Here is a 7,470-nt window from a genome sequence, read left to right on the forward strand (position 1 = left end):
CGCCAGTGCCGAGACGAGCACGACAAGGCTGACAACGGCTGTGGCGAGATGCCTGAGCACTGTGCCTCTCCGAATGCTGTCGCTTAGCGGCCACGTTCGGCCTTCTGCACTATCCGAGGCCGGTGAATAGCCCCTAAATGGCTGTCCTCGGTTTTTAACGACCGCCGACGAACCATTCTGGACGCAGATTGCGCCAGACGGCTTCGGTCTCGAAGTCGAGCTTGGGGTCGAACTTGCGCTTGTATTTGCGCGGCTGAGAGGTGGTCACGGCCCCCTTCGGGGGCTGTGCATCGTAGGCGTATTGCGGCAAAGGCTCGATAAAGCGGGTGCGGCCTCTGTCTGCCGCGGCGGGAACGGCGGTGGCGGCCAGAACGGCTAGGCCGAGTATCGGAACGGTGAGCTGGTTCAGCATTTGGTACCTCCATGGTCTCAAATTCGCCGACCGCCGATCGCGGTATCGCTCATGTAGGGAGCGGGGGGTACGCGATCAACGGCTGGCGCTTATGAGTCTTTGTCTAGGGAGGTCCGCATGAACCGGGGCTGAATGCTTGCTCCTCGTGGGGGACAGTTGAAAGGCCTGGGTTTCCCCCGCCGCACGTTACCGCCCGGCATTGATTTGGCGGCGGCCAGATACGCCCGTGCCCTTACGCGTTGCGATCGCAGTCTCTAACCGCCGAATAACACAGTGTTTATCCCCGCGCGGGGGCTTTGGGCCTAGAATGGTGGCTATGGAAAGGAGCGACAAATCACTTTGGTGGCGCCCAAGGGTGGCGCTACGGTTTGGCCAGAAGGAGGCTTTGCCCGGAGGTCCCATTTTGCGTCTTTCGATTGTCGCCGTTGCGATTGCTGCCGCCGGTCTCGGGCTGTCTCCCGGAAAGGTGCAGGCCGGACGTTGGCTGCCTGAGATCGAAAATCCCTATTGTCCGATCAGGACCTACACGCTTCGTGATGTCCCAGAGCAGGCGTCGTCAATGACCGATCGCCTGGGGCGTCCCGTCATCGTGGTGAACACGCTGACGCTGCGCCAGCACCCGGACTATGGGAAGTTCCTGATGGCACACGAATGTTGCCACCACACGCTCGGTCATGTGGCAAATTTCAAAAAGGAACTTGGACATGTGGGGCCGCAGGCCTTTTTCTATATCGCGCCGGAGTTGAAGCGCATGGAGCTCGAGGCCGATTGCTGCGCCGTGAAGCTCCTGCGGGAACGGCACGAGTTGGATGGGATCGAAGCCGGGCGCACCGCCATGGCGTTGTTCGGCCCAAGGCCCACGGGCGCCCACTATCCGACGGGTATGGAGCGGGCGGAAAACATCCTGGGCTGCGCTGCCGCGGACGAGTAGGCCCTGGCGGAATAGGTCCCAGATCGCCATATCTTGGGAGGACTTAAGCCGCACGCCCCGCATGGTCCCGACCGTGCTATGGTGCGGGCTCCGAGATGATGAAGAGGCGGCGTTGACACGTCACGCATCGACAATGCGCCGGGCGGCTGCAGGCGTCTGGTTTTTGAGCTTGTGCGCTGCCGCGCTGTGCGCGGTCGGCTTCTTTGTGAGCGGCGGGCCGGCGAACGCGGCGCCAGTGCTGCGGGTCTGCGCCGATCCCGACAACATGCCGTTCTCCAACGATAAGGGTGAGGGCTTCGAGAACAAGCTCGCCGAACTTATCGCCGAGCGGCTCGGCGACGATCTAGAATACACGTGGTTCACCGAGAATACGGGTTACGTGCCCAACACGATGGGCAATGGCGCATGCGATCTCGTCATGGGCTACGCGCAAGGCACCGGCCTGATCGAGGACACCAATCCCTACTACCACACGTCTTATGTGCTCATCACGCGAGAGGACAACGCAACCCTCAAAGATGTGGAGTCGTTGTCGGATCCGCGTCTCAAGCAGAAGCGCATCGGACTTTTCGCGCGCACGCCGCCAGCGAGCATTCTCGCCATGCATGGGCTGACGTCCCATGCCAAGCCCTTCGAGAACACCACCGGTGAAAGCCAGGCTCAGGCGGCCGAAGCGATGATCGAGGAAATCGCCTCGGGCGAGCTCGACGCCGGGCTGCTGTGGGGGCCGGTCGGCGGCTATTATGCGCAGCGCGCCGAGGTTCCCTTGAGGGTCACGCCGCTTGTCAAAGAAAGCGCGGGGCCCAACACGTTCTACGGCATCACCATGGGCGTGCGTCCGAACGAGCCGCAGTTCAAGCACGAGATCAACAAAGTGCTGGCCGATAACCAGCACGACATCAACGTGATCCTGCAAGGCTACAGCGTGCCGCTCCTCGACCGTGAAGGCGACATCATCGCCTCAGGCAGCGCCGGCCAATAAGCCTACATTTTGCAGATGCTCTCCGGCTCGTCGATGCCGAGCGTGTCCACTTCGATCTCCGGGTGACTTGCATGGGGGAAACCCCGTTGCGGCGACACGGAGACCGGCACTTTCTCGGTAGCGATCAAAAGTGGCTGGCGGAACTGGCCGTCCCAGGGGCGGAACTGCTGCTTGATGCCCTTGAACGGCGCGAGCTGGAGATCGGGGCCGTGGATGAAGGCCGACACGGTCGCGAAGTCGTTCTCCGGATTGCGGGTCACCGCTTCGCCAATGGTCCTGGCCGCGACATAGGCCTGATGATCGATCGGCAGCATGATCCGATCGAAATCCTTCTCGAAATTGTTGTTGGCTTGGGTCGCGCCCCATTTCTCATGACCGGGACTCCAGGTCGTGGCAAAGAGGCCCGTGGTGCCGGCCACGATGCGTGGCGCGCCGCCGCCACGATAAGGAATGAGCGGACCGAACACCTGGTCCTCGTCGGCCACCATGATGACGTCATAGCCGGTGCTGGGCACCACGGTCGTGTTGACGCTTGCCTCTTTGCGCGGCTTCGCCGGCGGAACCGGGCCGACACCGTCGCGGCGTCCGCCCGAAACATCCACATACTCCCGCACGTCCACGATATTCGCGCCAAAGCGTTTCGCGGCGCGCTCCGCCGCTTCCACGTTCGCCACGTCGGCCGGGGTCGAGCCGTGCACCAAGAGCCAGTTCTTCCAGTCCATCTTGACGAGATACTGGGCGAGTGCATCCGCCAGCATGTAGCGGTCCGGCACGATGTGCATGACGTTGGGGCGGCAATCCTCTTGCCGGAGCGACACGTCGGCGGCGCGAATGTTGAACAGGAGAACGTCCTTGTCTTTCGCCCAATCGGCGAGCTTCAGAAGCGTCGGCGCGGAGGCATCGACGATGATGTAGTTATGGCCGGACTCCTGGAGCTTCTTGAGCGCTGCAAGCGCTTCCTCTGGCGATGACGCGATCTCCACATCGAGGCCGTAGAAATGGCCCATGAAGCGGCCGCCCGCATTGTTCTCCTCGATGCCCATTTTCGCACCGTCTATGCCGGCATCGTCGGGCTCGACGTCCAGGCGCGATGCCGGGCGCGGGTGGGGGACAATCTCGCGCAGATAGCCGATGTCGACCGGCTGCATCTCCGGCGATTGCGGCATCTGAACGCTGACGCCGCCCTCACGCTCCTTCGAAGGATGACTTGTGCCAGCGGACCATGCGGGGCTGGATGCCGCCCCAAGAAGGATAGCGGCGGCAAACACAAGGCGGGGGAGGGGCCGGAAAGCCCGGAACATGCTCATAGCGGGACCGTTGGCGCCGGTTACGCGTTGCGTCAGAACCCGAATTTGGCCCTCGCCGGCGGGTTCAAAGGGCCAGCCGAGTGTTGGGCCTCATGGTACCGATAAGAAAATAGGCATTGCAAGGCGGAAACCTAGGCAGGAATTATTGCCAGAGAAAAATGCCAATCTCCTGACTTCGAGGTCCGCCGCCGGTTCTGTGGGAAAATTGATGACCGTCCCCCGAATCGGCGCGTCGATGGTAGGTTCGCGCCATGAGCTTCACTGCGGGATCGGCCATTCGTTTCGGGTGGGAGACGTTCAAGAAGCGCCCCTGGTTCTTCGTGGGCGCCACCGTCGTGATCGTCTTTGCATATGGCGTGGTCGGCGCGATCTCGAACGGTATCGGCTCCGCGCTTGGCTCCTCCGCCGAGGCGCCGTCCGTGATTGGCGGTCTCGTCAATCTCGCGCTCAGCACCTTCGTCGGCATGGGCGTCACGGCCTTCTTTCTCGCCGCCCACGACAATCCGGAGACCGTGGACTTGTCGACGCTGTGGCACCCGCGGCCATTCTGGAAGTTCCTGGCGGCGTCGATCCTGGTCGGGCTCGCCGTCGGCATCGGCTTGGTCCTGCTGGTCGTTCCGGGAATCCTCGCGATGATCTTCTTCATGTTCTCGACCGTCATCGTCATTGACAGGGATATTGGTCCCATCGAGGCGATGAAGGAGAGCATGCGAATTGGGCGCGGCCATCGCTGGTCGCTGCTTGGTCTCGTCGTGCTGCTGGTGCTGATTGTCTTTGTCGGTTTGATCGCCCTGTTCGTTGGGCTGCTCGTCGCCATGCCCGTGGCGACGTTGGCCTTCATCCATGCCTACCGGGTGCTGTCCGGCAGTGATGGGCGTAGGGCCATCCCGGTGGATGCAACGCTCGTGGCCTAGGGCACCGTCCAAACACGTCGCGCATAAAAAAGGCGCCCCGCGATTGGAGGCGCCTCATGGGAACGTTCCGCGTTTCACTTATTCTGCCGGCACCAGAGGCTCTTCTTTCGGCTTCAGGACTGACGCGGCGTTGCGCGGATTGCGATAGATGAACTCGGTCGCGGGCTTTGCCGCTTCGTCCTTGGCAAGCTTCACCATCTCATTGTGATAGGGCGACAAGGCGCAGGCCGGATCGGTGTTACGGGGATCGCCGGTCATGGCCATGGCCTGGCAACGGCAGCCGCCATAGTCGATGTCCTTGAAGGCGCATGACCGGCAGGGTTCCTTCATCCAGTCGGTGCCGCGGAAGGCGTTGAACGCATCCGAGTTCATCCAGATGTCGAGCAGCTTCCGGTCGCGCACATTGTCGAACTCGAGCTCGGGAATGCTCTCGGCCGCGTGACAGGGCAGTACCTTGCCGGCCGGCGTGATGTTCATGAAGCCCTTGCCCCAGCCGCCCATGCACGGCTTCGGGCGTTTGGCGTAGTAGTCGGGCACGACCATGTCGATGGTGAGCACGCCTTTCAGGCGTTCGCGCGCGGCCTCGACACAATCGATCGAGGCGAGTGTCTCCTCGTAAGTCGGGATCAGCGCTGCGCGGTTAAGGAAGGCCCAGCCGTAATACTGCGCGTGCGCGATCTCCAGGCGCTGCGCGCCAAGCTCGACGGACATGTCGATATAGCGCGGCACGTTATGGATGTTATGGCGGTGGATCGGCGCGTTGATGGTCAGCGGCAGGCCCATCTCGGTGACCCAGCGGGCGACTTCGAGCTTCTTCTGGGTCGCTCCGGGATAGGCGCCGATCTTCTCGGCACCTTCGGGATCGACGTCCTGGAACGAGATCTGAACGTGGTCGAGACCGAGCTTCTGGAGAGTCTCCAACCTGTCGCGCTTCAGGGTCACGGCGGCGGTGATGAGGTTCGAGTAGAGCCCGGCCTCGGACGCGGCCTTGACGATGTCCTCGAGGTCCTTGCGTGCCGTGGGCTCGCCGCCGGATAGATGCACTTGGAGAATGCCCATCTCGCCAGCTTGGCGCATCACCGAGCACCACTCCTCGGTGGAAAGCTCGTTCTTGACGCCCTCGAGCTCGACCGGGTTGGAGCAGTACGGACATTGCAACGGACAACGATGCGTCAGCTCGGCCAAGAGGCCGACCGGCGCACGGGCGCATAGCTCTGCCGCCTCGTCCTCGCCGCCGACCACGCCTGCGGTCGGTTCGTCGTCCACGGTGACGCTCCGAAAATGTTCGTCTGTCCTGAGCTCCTCGGTCATCCCTTTATGTATCCCTTGTCGGCTAGGCCTTGGAGCAAATCCATCACGTCGGCGGTAATCACGTCGGCGGGGGCTGAATACTCCACGGCAAGCTTCGCGGCGATCTCCTCCACTGTTCTTGTCCCGTCGCAGAGTTGAAGCACCGCGACGGCAGTTTGGTCCGGCGTCAGGATCCGCTCCGGCGCCAGAAGCACCCATCGCCCGCGCCCCGCGTCATGGCGGAGCTTCAGATAGGGCGGCATATGCGGTTTCGTCTCGCGGTCGACGATGAGCCGGCCGGGAGACCGTGTCTCTCCCGTCATGCCTGGTCCGGCACGAAGGCACCCGGGGGGATCATCCCCGGATCGACATAGGCCAGATACAGTGCATCGAGCTGCGCCCACAACACGTGCGTCTTGAAGCGGAGCGCATCGAGCGCACCCTGTTGTGCCTCGGGCGTGCGCGCGTTCTGCTTCACATATTCCAGCGCGAAGTCGGCGTCTCGCGGCGCCTGAGTGAGGCGGCGCTTGAAATAGGCCATCACGTCGTCGCTGATGAAGTCGTAGTTCTCGAGCATGCCGGAGATGCGCGCCTTGTGGATGTTCGGTGCGAACAGCTCGGTGAGCGAGGACGCCACGGCCTCCACGAGAGACTTGTCCCGCACGAAGTTGACATAAGCCTCGACGGCGAAGACGGTCTCGGGCAGGGCGCCTTTGCGGGAAATCACATAATCCCGGTCGAGGCCAAGGCCGTCGGTCAACACGAGCCAGCGCTCGATGCCGCCTTCCTCCTCGCCGTATCCGTCGTGATCCATGATGCGGTGCAGCCATTCGCGGCGCAGCTCGCGGTCGTGGCAGCGGCTTATGAGGGCCGCGTCCTTGCGGGGCACGGCGGACTGGTAGCAGTAGCGGTTGAGCGCCCAGGCCTGAACCTGGCCTTTGTTCAACTTGCCGCCATGCAACAGCTTATGAAACGGGTGTTTGTCGTGATACTGCGCGGCGCCGATGGCGCGCAGATCCTGCTCGAGTTCCTCGGGGCTCATAATCTTGGTCACGGTTTCCTACCTCGATCTCAACCATTGGCCTTGAGAGGATAACGTAGCGGGCCGCCGCCGCCGCCTTCTTGATACGCGTCAATCCTCAAATATTTGTAGACTATTGGCGCTTCTTGCGGCGCCTTCGAGCCGGTCTATACCATGATGAAACATGGTGAGCCCGAATGAGATTTTCATGACTCGTTCATGAACACTGTCTTGATACCGGATTAAGAACACCTGAAGCGCAGAACGTTGCAGCGCAGAGCCTCCGGTCATCAAGGGTCCATCGTAGCGGAAAGCCGGGTCGGGGACCATTGGCCCCCGAGGGTCGCTTACTGCGCGATCACCCCAGAAAACGAAACGGCGACCTGGCCCTTGCCGGATCGCCGCCTCGCGTTTTCCGAGATGAGAAAAAGCCGGACTAAGCGCGATCCAGCTCGGCCGGCAGGTAACTCGTCACCTCCATACCGGACTCCGTCTCCTCGATCGTCGGCTTGTGCCACTCACGCATGTTGTGTCTCCTTTCGCGAGTTTAAGACCAAGCATTGGTCGGTGCGGCCCTAAAGTTTGCGAACCCGAACGGCCGCCCGAACTCTGC

The 7,470-nt window shown here is 62.2% G+C and carries 9 protein-coding genes; 3 read left to right on the top strand and 6 right to left on the bottom strand.

From position 1 onward, the window contains the following. Positions 1 to 154: 154 nt before the first annotated feature. Complete coding sequence (locus ACSLE4_RS11115; RefSeq protein ID WP_435904516.1) at positions 155 to 412, bottom strand: hypothetical protein; 258 nt, start codon at positions 410 to 412, stop codon at positions 155 to 157. A 559-nt stretch (positions 413 to 971) separates the two neighbouring features. Here ACSLE4_RS11115 and ACSLE4_RS11120 point away from each other — a divergent pair. Both ACSLE4_RS11120 and ACSLE4_RS11125 read left to right on the top strand, forming a co-directional pair. Further along, positions 972 to 1,343 carry a hypothetical protein gene (locus ACSLE4_RS11120; RefSeq protein WP_435904517.1) on the top strand — a complete coding sequence of 124 codons (372 nt, stop codon included), beginning with the start codon at positions 972 to 974 and terminating at the stop codon, positions 1,341 to 1,343. 112 nt (positions 1,344 to 1,455) lie between these two features. After that, entirely contained in the window at positions 1,456 to 2,325 is an 870-nt protein-coding gene (locus tag ACSLE4_RS11125) for a quinoprotein dehydrogenase-associated putative ABC transporter substrate-binding protein (RefSeq protein WP_435904518.1), read from the top strand. A 2-nt stretch (positions 2,326 to 2,327) separates the two neighbouring features. Here ACSLE4_RS11125 and ACSLE4_RS11130 read toward each other — a convergent pair whose 3' ends face one another. Further along, positions 2,328 to 3,491 carry an ABC transporter substrate-binding protein gene (locus ACSLE4_RS11130; protein ID WP_435904519.1) on the bottom strand — a complete coding sequence of 388 codons (1,164 nt, stop codon included), beginning with the start codon at positions 3,489 to 3,491 and terminating at the stop codon, positions 2,328 to 2,330. Between the two features lie 392 nt (positions 3,492 to 3,883). Between ACSLE4_RS11130 and ACSLE4_RS11135 the strand changes: the two genes are divergently transcribed. Next, positions 3,884 to 4,546, top strand: a complete 663-nt coding sequence (locus tag ACSLE4_RS11135) for a hypothetical protein (protein ID WP_435904520.1) — start codon at positions 3,884 to 3,886, stop codon at positions 4,544 to 4,546. A 78-nt stretch (positions 4,547 to 4,624) separates the two neighbouring features. Here the strand turns inward: ACSLE4_RS11135 and pqqE are convergent, their stop codons facing one another. The 4 genes from pqqE to pqqA form a co-directional block, all read right to left on the bottom strand. Beyond that, positions 4,625 to 5,857, bottom strand: a complete 1,233-nt coding sequence (gene pqqE, locus ACSLE4_RS11140; RefSeq protein WP_435904521.1) for a pyrroloquinoline quinone biosynthesis protein PqqE — start codon at positions 5,855 to 5,857, stop codon at positions 4,625 to 4,627. Beyond that, positions 5,854 to 6,159, bottom strand: coding sequence for a pyrroloquinoline quinone biosynthesis peptide chaperone PqqD (gene pqqD, locus ACSLE4_RS11145; RefSeq protein WP_435904522.1), 306 nt, complete (start codon positions 6,157 to 6,159; stop codon positions 5,854 to 5,856). The genes pqqE and pqqD overlap by 4 nt, the downstream gene beginning before the upstream one ends. Beyond that, a complete protein-coding gene (gene pqqC / locus ACSLE4_RS11150) occupies positions 6,156 to 6,878 on the bottom strand; it encodes a pyrroloquinoline-quinone synthase PqqC (protein ID WP_435904523.1) in 723 nt (240 codons plus the stop codon). Before pqqC ends, pqqD begins: the two co-directional genes overlap by 4 nt. Before the next feature lie 415 nt (positions 6,879 to 7,293). Further along, positions 7,294 to 7,383 (bottom strand): pyrroloquinoline quinone precursor peptide PqqA, encoded by a 90-nt coding sequence (gene pqqA, locus ACSLE4_RS11155; RefSeq protein ID WP_069624483.1) that lies wholly within the window; start codon positions 7,381 to 7,383, stop codon positions 7,294 to 7,296. Positions 7,384 to 7,470 lie beyond the last annotated feature (87 nt).

Source organism: Methyloceanibacter sp. (genome assembly GCF_051306395.1).
In the GTDB taxonomy this organism is placed as follows: domain Bacteria; phylum Pseudomonadota; class Alphaproteobacteria; order Rhizobiales; family Methyloligellaceae; genus Methyloceanibacter.